This is a genomic window from Nocardioides koreensis (genome assembly GCF_039531775.1).
Classification (GTDB): domain Bacteria; phylum Actinomycetota; class Actinomycetes; order Propionibacteriales; family Nocardioidaceae; genus Nocardioides; species Nocardioides koreensis.
In genome coordinates this window covers 196,252-211,253 of record NZ_BAAAQR010000001.1, presented here as the reverse complement: position 1 = coordinate 211,253, position 15,002 = coordinate 196,252, and the positions used below count along the sequence as shown (strand labels likewise).

Annotated in this window: 15 protein-coding genes; 8 read left to right on the top strand and 7 right to left on the bottom strand. The window is 72.2% G+C overall.

All coding sequences use genetic code 11. From position 1 onward, the window contains the following. The first annotated feature begins 97 nt into the window (after positions 1-97). Positions 98-997, top strand: coding sequence for a PhzF family phenazine biosynthesis protein (locus ABD268_RS00935; protein WP_344146195.1), 900 nt, complete (start codon positions 98-100; stop codon positions 995-997). A gap of 50 nt (positions 998-1,047) precedes the next feature. Here ABD268_RS00935 and ABD268_RS00930 read toward each other — a convergent pair whose 3' ends face one another. The 3 genes from ABD268_RS00930 to ABD268_RS00920 are packed head-to-tail and all read right to left on the bottom strand — an operon-like array spanning position 1,048 to position 3,019. After that, on the bottom strand, positions 1,048-1,944 hold the full coding sequence (locus ABD268_RS00930) for a hypothetical protein (protein ID WP_344146192.1): 897 nt from the start codon (positions 1,942-1,944) through the stop codon (positions 1,048-1,050). Between the two features lie 4 nt (positions 1,945-1,948). Then, positions 1,949-2,434, bottom strand: a complete 486-nt coding sequence (locus ABD268_RS00925; protein ID WP_344146189.1) for a DUF6328 family protein — start codon at positions 2,432-2,434, stop codon at positions 1,949-1,951. 30 nt (positions 2,435-2,464) lie between these two features. Then, a complete protein-coding gene (locus ABD268_RS00920; protein ID WP_344146186.1) occupies positions 2,465-3,019 on the bottom strand; it encodes a YbaK/EbsC family protein in 555 nt (184 codons plus the stop codon). A 91-nt stretch (positions 3,020-3,110) separates the two neighbouring features. On the opposite strand from ABD268_RS00920, the gene ABD268_RS00915 reads away from it, so the two are divergent. Beyond that, entirely contained in the window at positions 3,111-4,145 is a 1,035-nt protein-coding gene (locus ABD268_RS00915; RefSeq protein WP_344146183.1) for a glycerophosphodiester phosphodiesterase family protein, read from the top strand. Here the strand turns inward: ABD268_RS00915 and ABD268_RS00910 are convergent. From ABD268_RS00910 to ABD268_RS00900, 3 genes are read right to left on the bottom strand one after another with little or no spacing between them, the layout of a single operon-like run. After that, positions 4,109-4,321 (bottom strand): PspC domain-containing protein, encoded by a 213-nt coding sequence (locus ABD268_RS00910; RefSeq protein ID WP_344146180.1) that lies wholly within the window; start codon positions 4,319-4,321, stop codon positions 4,109-4,111. The two genes, ABD268_RS00915 and ABD268_RS00910, sit on opposite strands and share 37 nt — an antisense overlap. Beyond that, positions 4,318-4,632, bottom strand: coding sequence for a hypothetical protein (locus ABD268_RS00905; RefSeq protein ID WP_344146177.1), 315 nt, complete (start codon positions 4,630-4,632; stop codon positions 4,318-4,320). The genes ABD268_RS00910 and ABD268_RS00905 overlap by 4 nt, the downstream gene beginning before the upstream one ends. A gap of 11 nt (positions 4,633-4,643) precedes the next feature. Beyond that, positions 4,644-5,825 carry a PspC domain-containing protein gene (locus tag ABD268_RS00900; protein WP_344146174.1) on the bottom strand — a complete coding sequence of 394 codons (1,182 nt, stop codon included), beginning with the start codon at positions 5,823-5,825 and terminating at the stop codon, positions 4,644-4,646. A 143-nt stretch (positions 5,826-5,968) separates the two neighbouring features. On the opposite strand from ABD268_RS00900, the gene ABD268_RS00895 reads away from it, so the two are divergent. Beyond that, positions 5,969-7,264 (top strand): ATP-binding protein, encoded by a 1,296-nt coding sequence (locus ABD268_RS00895; protein ID WP_344146171.1) that lies wholly within the window; start codon positions 5,969-5,971, stop codon positions 7,262-7,264. Continuing rightward, on the top strand, positions 7,257-7,913 hold the full coding sequence (locus ABD268_RS00890; protein WP_344146168.1) for a LuxR C-terminal-related transcriptional regulator: 657 nt from the start codon (positions 7,257-7,259) through the stop codon (positions 7,911-7,913). The genes ABD268_RS00895 and ABD268_RS00890 overlap by 8 nt, the downstream gene beginning before the upstream one ends. A gap of 18 nt (positions 7,914-7,931) precedes the next feature. Here the strand turns inward: ABD268_RS00890 and nicT are convergent, their stop codons facing one another. After that, the gene (gene nicT / locus ABD268_RS00885) at positions 7,932-9,029 is read right to left on the bottom strand and encodes a Nickel transporter NicT (protein WP_344146165.1); all 1,098 of its coding nucleotides are present in this window, start codon (positions 9,027-9,029) and stop codon (positions 7,932-7,934) included. A gap of 97 nt (positions 9,030-9,126) precedes the next feature. Here nicT and ABD268_RS00880 point away from each other — a divergent pair, with 97 nt between their 5' ends. The 4 genes from ABD268_RS00880 to betT all read left to right on the top strand — a co-directional run bounded on the left by ABD268_RS00880 (position 9,127) and on the right by betT (position 14,957). Beyond that, a complete protein-coding gene (locus ABD268_RS00880) occupies positions 9,127-9,483 on the top strand; it encodes a hypothetical protein (RefSeq protein WP_344146162.1) in 357 nt (118 codons plus the stop codon). Between the two features lie 177 nt (positions 9,484-9,660). Then, positions 9,661-11,160: an aldehyde dehydrogenase family protein gene (locus ABD268_RS00875; protein WP_344146159.1), complete on the top strand. Its 1,500-nt coding sequence runs from the start codon at positions 9,661-9,663 to the stop codon at positions 11,158-11,160. Continuing rightward, positions 11,157-12,881 (top strand): choline dehydrogenase, encoded by a 1,725-nt coding sequence (gene betA / locus ABD268_RS00870; RefSeq protein ID WP_344146156.1) that lies wholly within the window; start codon positions 11,157-11,159, stop codon positions 12,879-12,881. The genes ABD268_RS00875 and betA overlap by 4 nt, the downstream gene beginning before the upstream one ends. 15 nt (positions 12,882-12,896) lie before the next feature. Next, the gene (betT, locus tag ABD268_RS00865; protein WP_344146153.1) at positions 12,897-14,957 is read left to right on the top strand and encodes a choline BCCT transporter BetT; all 2,061 of its coding nucleotides are present in this window, start codon (positions 12,897-12,899) and stop codon (positions 14,955-14,957) included. Positions 14,958-15,002: the final 45 nt, after the last annotated feature.

Here is a 15,002-nt window from a genome sequence, read left to right as displayed (position 1 = left end):
GGCCGCGAAGATTGTCAGTAGTAACGTGTCACCAGTTCGTGCAGCAGTCCCAACCGGCTGTCCGAACCGATCGCGGATGAGAGAAGACGAGTCGCACATGGATGGACTTGGCTCCGGAATCGGCCAGCTCAGTCTTCATCACGTCGACGTCTTCACAGACCGACCGATGGCCGGCAACGGGTTGGCCGTGGTCGCTTCGCCGGGCCCGCTCGCGGCGGATGAGATGCTGCGGATCGCGCAGGAGCTGAGACAGTTCGAGACGATCTTCCTGTTCCACGTCGGGGAGGACGGGGCCGAGGCACGGATCTTCACGCCGGAAGAGGAGCTCGACTTCGCAGGTCATCCGGTGCTCGGGGCGGCAGCCGTCCTACATGCCCAGTCACGACCGACTGCGGATCGCCACGTGTGGACCATCCGGGTCGCCGGCCGGCCGCTACGCGTCACGACGGTTGCCCGGGACCACGGCATCATCGGGGCCGAGATGGATCAAGGTCCTGCCACTGTGTCGCCGCCACTCCCGCAGGGCGTGGCACGGCGCTTCGCCGCCGCCCTCGGGCTGCGGGTCGAGCAGGTGCGTGAGGACTTGCCCAGCCAAGTCGTGAGCACCGGCCTCCCGTATCTCCTGCTCCCGGTCACCTCCGAAGGCCTCGCGGCCAGCCACGTCGCCGTCGCGGACCTGCCCTCGATGCTGAGCGAGATCGGAGCCGCATTCGTCTATGTGCTCGATCCCGATCGACCCGAAGGCCGCACCTGGGACAACCGCGGCGTGACTGAGGACGTAGCGACCGGCAGCGCCGCCGGACCGGCGGCGGCCTATCTCGTCCGCCACGGGCTGCGACCTGCGGACGAGTTCTTCCACGTGCATCAGGGGCGCTTCGTCGGCCGCCCCAGCCGCATCGATGTCCGCAATGCCGCCGACGGCTCAATCTCCGTCGGTGGCCTGGTGGCGCCGTTCAGCTCCGGGTCGATCGAGATGGCCGCCGTCCGACCGGGCTGACGGTATCCGGCAACAACTCTCCATCGGCCGTCCCCCACGGCCGGCCTCGATCAGAGGCCGCAGGAGTCCCGCGCGAAGGCGATCGCGGCCGAGGCGCCGGCCGGGCTCATCCGTACGACGAGGCTGCCCGGCCGACCGTCGAGGCGCAGCGACACGAGGAACGCCGTGGCGCCGGCGGACTCCATGAAGACGTGGTCGTCGCAACGGGCGGCACGGACCGGGAGCTCGATCCGCACGACGGGGCCGTCGCTGCGCACCCGCGCCCGTGGCCGCCAGGCCGAGCCGCCGGCCGCACCCAGCAGCGGCGTGCCCCCGACGGCGTCGATGCGCAGCACGTGGCCGGGCACGCCGGCCGGCTGCGCGACCAGGACCAGGGTGCCGGTGCTGCCCTCGCCCGCCCGGTCCACCGGGACCCGGTCGGCGAACCGCAGGGGCGCGACCCGGTCGACGGCGAGCTCGAGGCAGCGGGAGGCGACGTACCGCGCCACGACGTCGTTGTCGTCGGCGACGGGCAGGGTGACCGTCCGGCCGGCATACGCGACGCGCAGCCGACCCGGGCCGTGGTGCTGCCCGCAGTCCGGCTCGGCCGGCAGCGCGAGCGGGTAGCCGCGCTCGGAGCGCGACGGGTTGAGCCGGAGCCGCTCGCCCGGCACGGGCCTGCGGAACCTCGGGTCGGTGTAGGTGATCCGGGTCGGCGTCACGTCGCGGCGGGTGTCGTTCTCGACCCACACCTCCATCCGGCCCAGCGCGGCGTCCCGGGAGGACTGCCGGAGGTCGGCGTAGAGCCGCCCGGTCGGCGGGCCCTTCGGCGGCAGCCGGATCGGGGACAGGGTGGGGACCGACGGCTCCGGTGAGCCGGCCTGCCCGGCCTCCGGCTCGCTCGCTCCCGTGCACGAGGTGCAGCACAGCAGTGCCGCGAGCACGGCGCCGAGCAGCCGGGAGGACATCGCGCTAGTCGCGGGTGAGCCTGAGCGGCAGCACCACCAGGAGCCCGATCAGGATCAGGCCCATGCACCCGGCCACGACCAGCGCGATGGTCCGGTCGATGACCACGTCGAAGATGAGCGTGACGATGCCGAGGATGAGCAGCGACAGCGCGCCGACGACGGTGCGCACGATGCGGTGGCCGGTCGCGACCACCCGCTCCTTGACGTGCTCGCCCGACAGGTGCCGGTGCACGGCCACCGGCGTCATCACCAGGGCGATGATGAGCGAGGCGAGGACGACCAGGCCGAGGTAGAGCCCCTCCTGGAACTTGTTGAGGTCGGCGAACGCCGTCTGGAAGGGCAGGGTCAGCAGGAAGCCGGCGGTGAGCTGCGCGCTGGTCTGCATGACCCGCAGCTCCTGGAGCAGGTCGTCCCACTTGCGGTCGAGGCGCTCCTCGTCGGTCTCGTTGCGCCCCGTCCGGGTCTCCGACCCACCCTGATCTGTCGTCACGGGCGTCAGTATGGCAGCGGGCCGGCGTGTTCAGCCGCTGATCGGCAGGCCCAGGTCGTCGACCACCTCGGCGCCCGGCAGCTCGGCGAGCAGCCGGCCCGGCAGCAGCAGCTTGGACCGTCGTACGCCGGACCCGACGATCGCCACGTCGATGTCGACGACGCGGGCGTCGAGCAGCAGCCGCCAGTGCTCCGGCAGGCCCAGCGGGGTGATCCCGCCGTACTCCATGCCCGACTCCTCGACCGCCCGGTCCATCGGCAGGAACGAGGCCTTGCGCACGTCCAGGGTCCGCTTGACCAGGTTGTTCACGTCCGCGCGGGTGTCGGCGCGGACGACGCAGGCCGCCACCCGCTCCTCGCCGCCCCGGCGGCCGGCGACCACCACACAGTTCGCGCTGGCGGTGAGCGGCACGTCGTACGCCTCGGTCATCGCCGCGGTGTCGGCCAGCTCCGGGTCGATCTCGACGACGGCGACGTGCGGCGCGTGCGGCCAGCCGCTGAGCACGGCGGTCACCGGAGCGGCCAGCAGGCCGGGATGGTCGGCGGCCGGCAGGGGCGCGAGGGAACCGAGGCTGGGCAACGTCATCGCCCCATCCTGACGGGGACGTACCCCGACGGTCATCCGGGGTTCACCCGGATCCCGCTGCAGGTCCACCTCGCCCGGGTCTCCTGAGGGGGTGAGCCCCGCTGTCCTGCCGCCCGCACCCCTCACCACCCGCCCGTCCTCCCTGGTCGTCACGCCCGCCGTGGCCGCGCACCGCGGCGCCAGCGGCTACCGCCCCGAGCACACCCTCGAGGCGTTCCGCGTGGCCGTCGAGATGGGCGCCGACGACGTCGAGCTGGACCTGGTCGCCACCCGCGACGGCGTCCTCGTGGTCCGTCACGACGTCGAGCTCAGCCACACCACCGACGTGGCGGCTCGCAAGGACCTCGCCGGCCGCCGCACCACGAAGCTGGTCGCCGGACGGCCGATCACCGGCTGGTTCGTCGAGGACCTCGACCTCGCGGAGCTGCGGACGCTCAGGACCCGCGAGCGGATGCCGCGAGCCCGTCCCGGGAGCGCGGCGCACGACGGCCGGCACGGGGTCGCGACCTTCGAGGAGGTCGTGCGGCTCGTCCGCGAGGAGGCGGAGCTGCGCGGCCGGACGGTGGGGGTGCTCGCCGAGATCAAGCACGGGGCCTACTTCCAGGCCGCGGGGCTGCCGCTGGACGAGCTGCTGCAGGACTCGATGCGCCGGCTCGGCATGGACCACGAGCGGTCGCGGGTCAGCGCGATGGCCTTCGAGCGCGAGGTGCTGCGCCGACTGGCGCGGAGCGTGCGGGTGCCGCTGATCCAGCTGGTCAACCGCCGCGACCAGGTGACGCGGACGCAGCTCGCCGTCACCGCGACGTACGCCGACGGGATCGGTGCCCGCAAGGACCTGCTGCTGCGGCGCGCACTGGGGGACCGGGTGGTCCGTGCCGCCCACCGCGAGTGGTTGACCGTCCACGCCTGGACCCTGCGTGCGGAGAACAAGTTCCTCGCGAAGGATTTCCGGGTCGGGGAGCGGCGCCGGCACCGGGGGGACCTCGCCGGCGAGGCCCGGCGTCTGCTCGACCTGGGGGTGGACGGGCTGATCACCGACCACCCCGACGAGGTGGTCGGTGCCAGGGACTCCTGGGCGCGGTCCGCCGGTCACTCCTCCGGGATCAGCACCCAGCCGACGAGGTAGGCGATGGCGACGGTGCCGAAGCTGATGATGGCGCCGATCACCGTCAGGAGCCGGACCAGCGTCACGTCGACGCCGAGGTAGGCGGCGACCCCGGAGCAGACGCCCGCGACCATCCGGTCGTCGCGGCGCCGGACCAGGCGCTTGGGGTTGCTCGGGGCGGGCGGCGGGGTGCTCATCGGATCTCCTCGGTGTTGTCGTGCGTGGTGTCGAACGTGGTCGTGCTGTCGGTGGCCGGCGGGGTGTCGTCGCCGGCCCAGCCGGTCTGGCGGGTGCCCCAGCGGTCCCGGCTGGTCAGGGTGGTGGCGATCAGTCCGGCGATGCCGGCCAGCACCCAGGGCACGGGCAGCAGCCAGCGGATGTCATGGCCCTCGACCACGTCGGCCTGGTAGAGCGCCCACACCCCGACCAGGCCGAGGAAGGCCAGGCCCATCACGAGGTGCCCGATGCTGACGGGGTGGCGGCCGGTCGGCCGGTCGGTCGCGCTCATGGTCGTCTCCTTCATCGCTGGTGCACCTCGATCTGGCCGACGCTCAGGTCCGCGACGATGGTGAGCTCCGGGGCGCGGGCGCCGCCGTCGTGGGTGCGGTCCATCGCGAGGTCGATGCCGCCTGTCTCCTCGCTGAAGAGGTTGATGTTCCCGGGGCCGTCGACGTCGGCGTGCACGTCCGCGTCGAGCCCGTCGGGCACGATCACCTCGAGCCGGCCCACGTCACCGGTGACGTGGACGGTGCGTCCGTCGAGACGCGAGAGGTCGCGCACCTGGCGCAGGTCGAGCACGAGCTCGCCGGTCGAGATGCGGTACGTGTCGTCGACGCCGGCCGCCCTGGTCGGGGTCCGCTCCAGGCGTTCCCCCTCCCAGTTGTCGGCGACCGTCGTGCCGGCCAGGACGGCGGTGGCCACCAGGCCGACCAGGATCAGCCCGCCGGCGCGTCCCCAGAAGGCCCCGACCAGCAGCATCAGGCCGGTGATCCCGACGGCCAGCGCCGGGTAGGCCGGGGCGGCGATCGCCGCACCCGCGAGGTCGACGATGCCGAGCACGCCCTCGGCGAGGGCGATCAGGGCCAGCGTGAACCAGAACAGGATCGGTCCCCGCCTGCGCGGCGAGCGCGGCCGCACCGGTGCCCAGTCGGAGGGCGGGTAGGCCGGCGGCGCGTAGCCGCTCGCGGGCCCCGGGGTGTACGTCGCGGCGGCCGCGTCGGCGGTCGGGGGACCGTACGCCGGCGCCGGCGGGGCGCTCCCACGGTCCTTGCGGCTCAGGACCAGGACGACCACCAGGGCGATCACCGCCAGCGGCCACGGGAACCAGGAAGCGCCCCACGTGTCGCCGAGCAGGGCGAGCGCGGCGACGACCCCGACGAGCACCAGCGCGACCGAGCGGCTGCGGTCGTCGAGGTGCAGGGGCGCGGACTCGCTGCCCTCCTCGGGGACCAGCAGCCAGCAGGCGCCGTACAGGATCAGGCCCGCGCCCCCGAAGAAGACCAGCACGACGAAGGCGACCCGCAGGATGACCGGGTCGACGTCGAGGTGACGGGCCAGGCCGCCGGCCACGCCGGCGATCTTGCGGTCCGTGACGCTGCGGCGCAGCCGGCCGAGGTCGCGGACCTCGTCCCGGGTGACCCGGGGCCCCTGGTCCTGCGGGGGCTGCGGCCCGGAGGGGGCCTCGGGCGGTGTCGTTGTCATGGCTCAAGCCTGCGGCCCGCGGGCCGCGCGCACCATCGGGGAGGACCCTGATCCCCGGGTGCCCGGCCGGGCCCGGAGTCAGGGTCGCGTCGGGGTTCGTCCTCATGGTTCGGGCCCGCGCGCTGTGTGACGATTGAGCCGACATGGCCACCACATCCACCACCGGGCCCGCCGGCGTCCGTCGGGCGACCCGCGACGCGCAGGCACCGATCCTCGGCGGCGTCGCCGCCGGCCTGGCGCGCCATCTCGCGGTGCCGGTGCTGTGGGTCCGCGCGGCCTTCGTGCTGACCGCACTGCTCGGTGGCCTCGGAGTCGCGTTCTACGCCGGGCTCTGGCTGGTGCTGCCCTCGGACTCCCGGTTCGACATCGGGGCCCCCGGGCTGGAGAGCGCCTCCCGCGGGGGCCGGCGGCCGGGCCGGATGCGCCGGCTCGGCGACGTGGGACCCGCGATCGCGCTGGCGGCGCTCGCCTTCGGCGGCATCCTGATGGTCGAGGCGGTCCTCGGCCGCGGTGCGGTGTTCTGGCCGCTCTTCCTCGGCATGATCGGCATCGCGCTGCTGTGGCGGCAGGCCGACGACGCCCAGCGCGAGCGGTGGCTGGACACCACCGGCCGGATCGACCCGGTGCGGGTCGTGCTCGGCAGCGGCGGCTGGGCGGCGTACGCCCGGCTCGCCGCCGGCGTGGGCCTGGTGGTCACGGCACTGGCGCTGTTCGCGTTCCGGGGCGAGTCGCTGGCGGTCGCCCGGGACGTGGCGGTGGCGTCCCTGCTCGGGATCGTCGGCATCGCCATCGTGGTCGGGCCCTGGGTCTACCGGTTGGCCTCCGACCTCACCGCGGAGCGGGCGGAGCGGGTGCGCACCCAGGAGCGCGCCGACGTCGCGGCGCACCTGCACGACTCGGTGCTCCAGACGCTCGCGCTGATCCAGAAGAACGCCCAGGACGGGCCGACCGTGGCCCGGCTGGCCCGCGCCCAGGAGCGCGACCTGCGCGCCTGGCTCTACGCGGGGGAGTCCACCGACGAGAGCACGCTCGCCAGCGCGCTGCGCGGCGCGGCGGCGACGATCGAGGACGCCCACGGTGTCTCCGTGGACGTGGTGACCGTGGGCGACTGCGACTTCGACGAGTCCCTGAGGGCGATCGTGTCGGCCACCCGCGAGGCCGTGACCAACGCCGCCAAGCACGCCGGCACCGGCCGCATCGACGTGTACGCCGAGGTGTCGCCCGCCGCGGTCGACGTGTTCGTCCGCGACCGGGGTCGAGGCTTCGACCCGGCGGACATCCCCGCCGACCGGCACGGCGTACGCATGAGCATCGTCGACCGGATGGACCGGCACGGCGGCTCGGCCGAGGTGCGGTCGAGCATCGGCGAGGGGACCGAGGTGCGCCTGCACCTGCCCCGACAGCCCCGCGGGGCCCGACAGGAGGACCTGGATGAATGAGCACGGCGCGGTGAGGGTCGTGATCGTCGACGACCACGCGATGTTCCGGCGCGGGGTGCGCGCCGAGCTGGAGGCCACCGGCGCGGGGGTCGTGGACATCTGTGCCGAGGCGGCGGATGTGGACGAGGCCGTCGCCGCGATCGCGGCCCACCACCCCGACGTGGTCCTGCTCGACGTGCACCTGCCCGGCGGGGGCGGTGCCGAGGTGATGCGAAGGATGCCGTGGCCGGACGCGCGCTACCTGGCCCTGTCGGTCAGCGACGCGGCGGAGGACGTGATCGGCACGATCCGCGGCGGCGCCCGCGGCTATGTCACCAAGACCATCACCGGCCCCGAGCTGGTGCAGGCGATCCAGCGGGTCGCCGAGGACGACGCGGTCTTCTCGCCGCGGTTGGCGGGGTTCGTCCTCGACGCGTTCGCCGGCACGATCGACGTCGCCGCCGTCGACGAGGACCTCGACCGGCTCACCGAGCGGGAGCGTGAGGTGATGCGGCTGATCGCGCGCGGCTACGCCTACAAGGAGGTCGCGAAGGAGCTGTTCATCTCGATCAAGACCGTCGAGACCCACATGTCCAGCGTGCTGCGCAAGCTCCAGCTCTCCTCGCGGCACGAGCTGACCCGCTGGGCCTCCGACCGTCGCCTGCTGTGACACCGGCCGGACGAGGGCTCAGCCCTTGCCGAGGTGGGCGCTCCAGCGCTCGTCGATGCGGCCGAGCTTCCAGATCGCGACCGAGCCCGCCCAGGTGACCACGAAGAGCGCGACGATGCCGTACCCGACGTGGTTGAGGTCGACGTTCGCGATCGCGGCGAGCGGACCGTGGGTGATGCCGGCCTTGTCGGCGAGCAGCCCGATGATCTCGATGCCGCCGATGATCAGTGCGACGGCGACCGAGAGCGCCGTGACGGTGAGGTTGTAGTAGATCTTGCGCACCGGGCGGGCGAACGCCCAGCCGTAGGCGACGTTCATGAAGGCGCCGTCGAGGGTGTCGAGCAGCGACATGCCCGCGGCGAAGAGGACCGGCAGCGTGATGACCGCCCACCAGGGCAGGCTCGCGGCGACCGCGCCGCCGGCGATGACGAGCAGGCCGATCTCGGTGACCGTGTCGAAGCCGAGGCCGAACAGGAAGCCGGTCGGGTACATGTGCCACGGCTTGGTGACCGCCCGCGTCACCCGGCCGAGGATCCGGTTGAGGAGGCCACGGTTGTCGAGCTGGCGCTCGAGCTCGGCCTCGTCGAACCGGCCCTGCCGCATCTCGCGGAAGACGTGCAGGATCCCGACGAGCGCCGCGAGGTTGACCAGGCCGATGGCCAGCAGGAACAGGCCGCTGATCATGGTGCCCCAGACGCCGCTGAGCTGCTGGAGCCCGGAGTTCTGGTCGTTGATGCCCGAGGAGAGGGCTCGCACGCCGAGGGCGACGCCCATCACCATCACGAACACCACCGACGAGTGTCCGAGGCTGAACCAGAAGCCCACGCTCATCGGCCGCTTGCCCTCGGCCATCAGCTTGCGGGTGGTGTTGTCGATGGCGGCGATGTGGTCGGCGTCGAAGGCGTGCCGCATGCCGAGGGTGTACGCCGTGAGTCCGAGGCCGACCCCGAGCACCTTGCCGCCCACCTCGTAGTCGTGCGGGGCGACCACGCCGACCAGGAGCCCCCAGCCGACCAGGTGGAGCAGCAGCACGAAGCCCAGCGTGCGGACCAGGCTGCCCTTCTCCTCGCGTGTCAACGAACGCCGGGCGGGACGGTCGATGGTCGTCGGGGTCACCCAGCCATCCTAGGAGCGCGTCCTTCGTAGTTGCAAACAATGTGCAACAAGCGCGGAGTCGGGCGTCCCCGCGGCCGGCTGCCCCTACGATCTGCGCATGGAGACTGTGCGGCTGGTCCTGCTGTTCGTCCACATCCTCGGGTTCGCGGCGCTGCTGGGCGGGCTGCTGGTCCAGGCCCGGCTGCCGGAGAAGGTGGTCAACCCCGCCATGCGCGACGGCATCGGGACGGCGTTCGTCGCCGGCCTCCTCCTCGTCGGGGTGCTGGAGGCCGACGACGACTCGGTGAACCACGCCAAGGTCGGGGTGAAGTTCGCGATCGGCCTGGTGATCCTCGTGCTGGTGATGGCCAACGTGCGCAAGGAGCGGATCCCCCAAGGGCTCTGGATGGGCCTGCTCCTGCTGACGATCGCGAACATCGCCGTCGCGGTCTTCTGGTCGCCGGTCCACACCTGACCTGCCGGCCCTGCCCGCCCGTCGAAGCCTGCAGGAGTAGAACCGCGAGAGCGGGGAATGGTGCGCCTGCGGGGGAGCGACACGGGCCGGACGTGAGCCCCTGCCGCGTCGGATCGACGCGGCAGCGGCGAGTCCGGTCCGGTCGACGACCCCTGCCCCCGAGCATCGAGGACACCCATGCCCGACCTGTTCATCGCCGGGACCTGGCGGGAGGCCTCCGACGGCGCGACCCGCGAGATCCGCTGTCCCGCTGACGGACGCCACGTCGCCACCGTCAGCGAGGCCACCGCCGAGGATGCCGTCGCCGCCGTCGTGGCCGCCCGCAGCGCCTTCGACAACGGGCCCTGGCCCGACACCCCGAGCCCCGAGCGCGCCGCGCTGCTGCGCCGGGTGGCCGATCGGCTGGCCGCCGAGAAGGAGGACGTCGCGCGGCTCGAAGCGCTGGACACCGGCAAGCGCCTGGTCGAGGCGCGGATCGACGTCGACGACATCATCGGCGTGTTCCGGCACTTCGCCGACCTCGCCCAGGCCGATGCCGGTCGCGTCGTCGACACCGGTCAGCCCGACGTCGTCAGCCGGGTCGTGCACGAGCCCGTGGGCGTCTGCACGCTGATCACGCCCTGGAACTTCCCGCTGCTGCAGACCTCGTGGAAGGTCGCGCCTGCGCTGGCGGCCGGGAACACCTTCGTGCTCAAGCCCAGCGAGCTCACGCCCTCCACGGCGATCTGGCTGTGCCGCACCCTCGCCGAGGAGGGGCTGCCCGACGGGGTGGCCAACCTGGTGCTGGGGGCCGGCGACAGGGTGGGCCCGACCCTGACCGAGGCGCCCGAGGTCGACCTGGTCTCCTTCACCGGCGGCCTCGTCACCGGCCGCCGCGTGATGGCCTCGGCCGCGGCCACCGTGAAGAAGGTGGCCCTGGAGCTGGGCGGCAAGAACCCCAACATCGTCTTCGCCGACGCTGACCTCGACGCGGCCCTCGACATGGCCCTGACCGCGGTCTTCCTCGACTCGGGACAGGTCTGCTCCGCCGGGTCCCGCCTCATCGTGGAGGAGTCCATCCACGACGAGTTCGTCGACGAGCTGGTCCGCAGGGCCGGGATGATCCGGGTCGGCGGACCGTTCGACGACGAGGCCGAGACCGGGCCGCTGATCAGCGCGGCGCACCGCGAGAAGGTCGAGGCCTACGTCGCCGCCGGTCTCGCCGAGGGCGCGACGCTTCGCGTCGGTGGCGCCCGCCCCGAGGGTGCGGCGTACGAGGACGGCCACTACTACCTGCCCACGGTCCTGGACCGCTGCGCCGCGGACATGTCCTGCGTGCAGGAGGAGTCCTTCGGGCCGGTGCTCACCGTCGAGACCTTCACGGGCGAGGACGGGGACGCGCTGGAACAGGCGGCGATCTCGACCGCCAACGACACGATCTACGGGCTCGCCGGTGCGGTGTGGACGCGCGACGCAGGTCGTGCCGAGCGGGTCGCCGCCCGCCTGCGGCACGGGACGATCTGGATCAACGACTACCACCCGTACGTGCCCCAGGCCGAGTGGGGCGGCTACAAGCAGAGCGGCATCGGCCGCGAGCTCGGACTGGCCGGGCTCGACGAGTACCGCGAGACCAAGCACATCTGGCACCACACCCGTCCTGCCCCGCAGGGCTGGTTCGCCGACGGGAAGGACGCATGAGCCACACGCAGGAGCGATTCGACTACGTGATCGTCGGGGGAGGGTCGGCCGGGTCCGCGTTGGCCAACCGGCTCTCCGCCGACCCGGGGACCAGTGTCCTGGTCCTCGAGGCCGGGCGCAGCGACAGCAGGCTCGACCCCTTCATCCACATGCCGGCGGCGCTGCCGTACCCGATCGGCAACCGGCTCTACGACTGGAAGTACGAGTCGGAGCCCGAGCCACACATGAACGGCCGCCGGGTCTACCACGCGCGCGGCAAGGTGCTCGGCGGTTCCTCGAGCATCAACGGGATGATCTTCCAGCGCGGCAACCCGCTCGACTACGAGCGCTGGGCGGCCGACCCCGGCATGGAGGAGTGGGACTACGCCCACTGCCTGCCCTACTTCAAGCGGATGGAGACGTGCACGGCCGGCGCCGACGCGTGGCGCGGTGGCTCGGGGCCCCTCGTGCTCGAGCGCGGCCCCGCCGAGACGCCCCTGTTCGGTGCGTTCTTCGAGGCGGTCCAGCAGGCCGGCCACCCGCTGACCGACGACGTCAACGGCTACCGGCAGGAGGGGTTCGCGAAGTTCGACCGGAACGTCCACCGCGGTCGTCGCCTCTCCGCCGCTCGCGCCTACCTGCACCCGGTCCGCAGCCGGAAGAACCTCACCGTGCGCACCCTCGCCCAGGTCACCGGCCTGCGCGTGCAGGGCAACCGGGTCCGCGGCGTCGACTACGTGCGTCCCGGTCGGGGCCGCCGCAGCGTCGAGGCCGGTGAGGTCATCCTCTGCGGGGGCGCGATCAACTCCCCGCAGCTGCTGCAGCTGGCCGGGATCGGCGACGCGACCTTCCTGCGTTCGATGGGCATCGACGTCGTGGCCGACCTGCCCGGCGTCGGCGCCAACATGCAGGACCACCTCGAGGTCTACATCCAGCACGCCGCCAAGCAGCCCGTCTCGATCGCCCCGTGGCTCAAGCATCGGCACAAGCCCCGGATCGGCGCCGAGTGGCTGTTCGGGCGACGCGGCGTGGGCGCCTCCAACCACTTCGAGGCCGGCGGCTTCATCCGCAGCAACGATGACGTCGCCTACCCGAACCTGATGTTCCACTTCCTGCCGATCGCGATCCGGTACGACGGCTCGCAGCCGGCCGCCGAGCACGGCTACCAGGTGCACATCGGGCCGATGTACTCCGACGTGCGCGGCACGCTGAAGGTCAAGAGCCGGGACCCGTTCGAGCACCCGTCGCTGCAGTTCAACTACCTCTCGACCGAGAGCGACCGTCGGGAGTGGATCGAGATGGTCCGCGCCGCCCGGGACATCCTGGAGCAGCCGGCGTTCGCGCCGTTCTCGGCGGGGGAGATCTCGCCCGGCCCCGGGGTCTCGACCGACCAGGAGATCCTGGACTGGGTCGCCGAGGACGCCGAGACGGCGCTGCACCCGTCCTGCACCGCGAGGATGGGTACCGACGCCCAGTCGGTCGTCGACCCGTCGTCGATGCGCGTGCACGGCGTCGACGGCCTGCGGGTGGTCGACGCGTCGGTGATGCCCTACGTCACCAACGGCAACATCTACGCCCCGGTGATGATGCTGGCCGAGAAGGCCGCGGACCTGATCGCCGGCAACGAGCCCCTCGCCCCGCTCGACGTGCCGTTCTACCGCCACGGCACCGGCATGCCGCTCCACCCCGAGGGCGACCCCCGCAACGACTCCCGCCCGGGCACCGTCCGGGCCGGCAGCTGATCCCAGGAGGACTGCATGACAGCCACGGAACAGACCACGTCGACCGTGCCGGCCGGTCCGCCGGACGACCAGCCCGACTGGGTCCTCAACAAGCCGGTGTTCTTCACCTCCGCGGCCATCACGGTGGCGGTGACGCTGTGGTGCGTGGTGCTGCCCGACAACGCCTACTCCACCCTCGAGTCGGTGGTCGGGTGGGTCTCCACCTGGTTCGGCTGGTACTACGTCGCGCTGACCACCACGGTGCTGGCATTCGTGATCTACCTCGGCGCCTCGCGGTACGGGAGGGTGCGGCTCGGCCCCGAGCACTCGCGGCCGGAGTTCTCGACCGGCGCGTGGGCGGCGATGCTGTTCGCCGCCGGCATCGGCACCGACCTGATCTTCTATGCCGTCTACGAGCCGGCGTACCAGTTCCTCCACCCGCCGAGCATCAAGGGCGGGACCGTCGAGGCCGCCCGCGAGGGCACCGTGTGGACGCTGTTCCACTACGGCCTCTCGGGGTGGGGGATGTACTCCCTGATGGGCATGGCCCTTGCCTACTTCGCCTACCGGATGGGACTGCCGCTGGCGGTGCGCTCCGCGCTCTTCCCGATCTTCGGCAAGCGCATCAACGGCAGCATCGGCACGGCCGCCGACACGGCCGCGATCCTCGGCACCATCTTCGGCGTCGCCACCTCGCTGGGCATCGGCGTCGTGAGCCTCAACGTCGGCCTCGAGATCGTCTTCGGTCTCTCGGTCGGGCTGCCGGTGCAGATCGGCCTGGTCGTGCTGGCCATCACCATCGCGACCCTCTCGGCCGTCACCGGCGTGGACAAGGGCATCAAGCTCATCTCGCAGTTCAACGTGCTGCTCGCGATCGTGCTCGCGGGCTACATCCTGGTCACCGGCAAGACGGCGTTCCTGCTCAACGCGCTGGTCCTCAACGTCGGCGACTACGTGCGGATGTTCCCCGGGATGACCAACCAGACGTTCGCCTACCAGGACACGGGCGACTGGATGAGCCTGTGGACGCTGTTCTTCTGGGCCTGGTGGATCGCCTGGGCGGCCTTCGTGGGCCTGTTCCTGGCACGCATCTCGCGGGGCCGCACCATCCGCCAGTTCGTCGTCGGCACGATGATCATCCCGTTCAGCTACATCGTGATGTGGATCGCGATCTTCGGCAACGCCGCGCTCGACCAGATCCGCAGCGGGAACACCGACCTGAAGGAGGTCGTCAACGACGCCAGCGGCCCCGACACCGCCCTGTGGTCGCTGCTGCAGCAGTACCCCGGCTTCACCTTCGTCGCCGGCCTCTTCATCCTGATCGGCCTGCTCTTCTACGTGACCTCGGCCGACTCGGGGGCGCTCGTGATGGCGAACCTGTCCAGCACCCTCAAGACCGCGAACCACGACGCCGGGCCGCAGCTGCGCATCTTCTGGGCCGTCGCCACCGGGGCGCTCACCCTGGCGATCATTGCGGCCGGCAACATCTACGCGCTCCAGTACGCCACGGTCATCGTCGGCCTGCCGTTCGCGTTCGTGATGGTCGGCGTGATGTGGGGCCTGTGGAGGGCGCTCTCCGCCGAGGCGCACCTGGCCGACAGCAAGCGCGGCACCCTGCAGGGCGCGCTGTCGGGCCGCAGCATCGTCCACGGCGACCGGGAGCGCAGCCACGCACCCTGGCAGTCCCGGTTGCGCCGGACGATGGACTTCCCCGACGAGCAGCGCGCCGACGACTACCTCGCGTCGGTGGCGACCCCGGCTCTGGAGGAGGTCGCGGCCGAGCTGCGCGAGCAGCTGGTCGAGGTCGTCGTCGCGTCCGTCGTCGACGAGGACGCCGAGCCGGCGGCCGAGCTGATGGCCGGCGTCGGCGAGCAGCCGTTCGTCTACCGGGTGCAGCGCACCCGGGCCGTCACCCCGACCTACGGCGGCCGGGTCTCGCGGCACGACGACTGGTACTACCGGCTCGAGGTGCACCTGCGCGACGGGGGGCAGGGCTACGACGTGATGGGCTACACCCGCACGCAGCTCATCGACGACGTGCTCGACCAGTACGAGCGGCACCTGGAGTTCCTGCGACTCGCCGACGGCGTCACCTGAGCGCACGTGCGTGACGCCCCGGCCGGGTGCGGGGATCCGGCCCGG

Bases quoted from the DNA above. Each gene is read 5' to 3' on its own strand.
- ABD268_RS00935 (WP_344146195.1), top strand. From the start codon at position 98: ATGGATGGACTTGGCTCCGGAATCGGCCAGCTCAGTCTTCATCACGTC.
- ABD268_RS00930 (WP_344146192.1), bottom strand. From the start codon at position 1,944: ATGTCCTCCCGGCTGCTCGGCGCCGTGCTCGCGGCACTGCTGTGCTGC.
- ABD268_RS00920 (WP_344146186.1), bottom strand. From the start codon at position 3,019: ATGACGTTGCCCAGCCTCGGTTCCCTCGCGCCCCTGCCGGCCGCCGAC.
- ABD268_RS00910 (WP_344146180.1), bottom strand. From the start codon at position 4,321: ATGAGCACCCCGCCGCCCGCCCCGAGCAACCCCAAGCGCCTGGTCCGG.
- ABD268_RS00905 (WP_344146177.1), bottom strand. From the start codon at position 4,632: ATGAGCGCGACCGACCGGCCGACCGGCCGCCACCCCGTCAGCATCGGG.
- ABD268_RS00900 (WP_344146174.1), bottom strand. From the start codon at position 5,825: ATGACAACGACACCGCCCGAGGCCCCCTCCGGGCCGCAGCCCCCGCAG.
- ABD268_RS00895 (WP_344146171.1), top strand. From the start codon at position 5,969: ATGGCCACCACATCCACCACCGGGCCCGCCGGCGTCCGTCGGGCGACC.
- ABD268_RS00890 (WP_344146168.1), top strand. From the start codon at position 7,257: ATGAATGAGCACGGCGCGGTGAGGGTCGTGATCGTCGACGACCACGCG.
- ABD268_RS00880 (WP_344146162.1), top strand. From the start codon at position 9,127: ATGGAGACTGTGCGGCTGGTCCTGCTGTTCGTCCACATCCTCGGGTTC.
- ABD268_RS00875 (WP_344146159.1), top strand. From the start codon at position 9,661: ATGCCCGACCTGTTCATCGCCGGGACCTGGCGGGAGGCCTCCGACGGC.
- betA (WP_344146156.1), top strand. From the start codon at position 11,157: ATGAGCCACACGCAGGAGCGATTCGACTACGTGATCGTCGGGGGAGGG.
- betT (WP_344146153.1), top strand. From the start codon at position 12,897: ATGACAGCCACGGAACAGACCACGTCGACCGTGCCGGCCGGTCCGCCG.